1 tRNA gene is annotated in these 204 nt (G+C 39.7%); it reads right to left on the reverse strand.

The features are described from left to right. Positions 1 to 72 (reverse strand) — tRNA-Lys (locus AAEY68_RS21885). Positions 73 to 204 lie beyond the last annotated feature (132 nt).

Below are 204 nucleotides of genomic sequence, written 5' to 3' on the forward strand. Positions count from 1 at the left end.
GGGTCATGATGGATTTGAACCATCGACCAATTGATTAAAAGTCAACTGCTCTACCAACTGAGCTAATGACCCGCTCTAATATAAATCTGCTTTGTAGAAAGCTGCGTAAATCCGCCGATTAAAACTTTCATAGAATGGTGGGTTATGATGGATTTGAACCATCGACCAATTGATTAAAAGTCAACTGCTCTACCAACTGAGCTA

This window comes from Pseudoalteromonas sp. RB2-MNA-CIBAN-0110 (assembly GCF_040309305.1).
Classification (GTDB): Bacteria; Pseudomonadota; Gammaproteobacteria; order Enterobacterales; family Alteromonadaceae; genus Pseudoalteromonas; species Pseudoalteromonas arctica.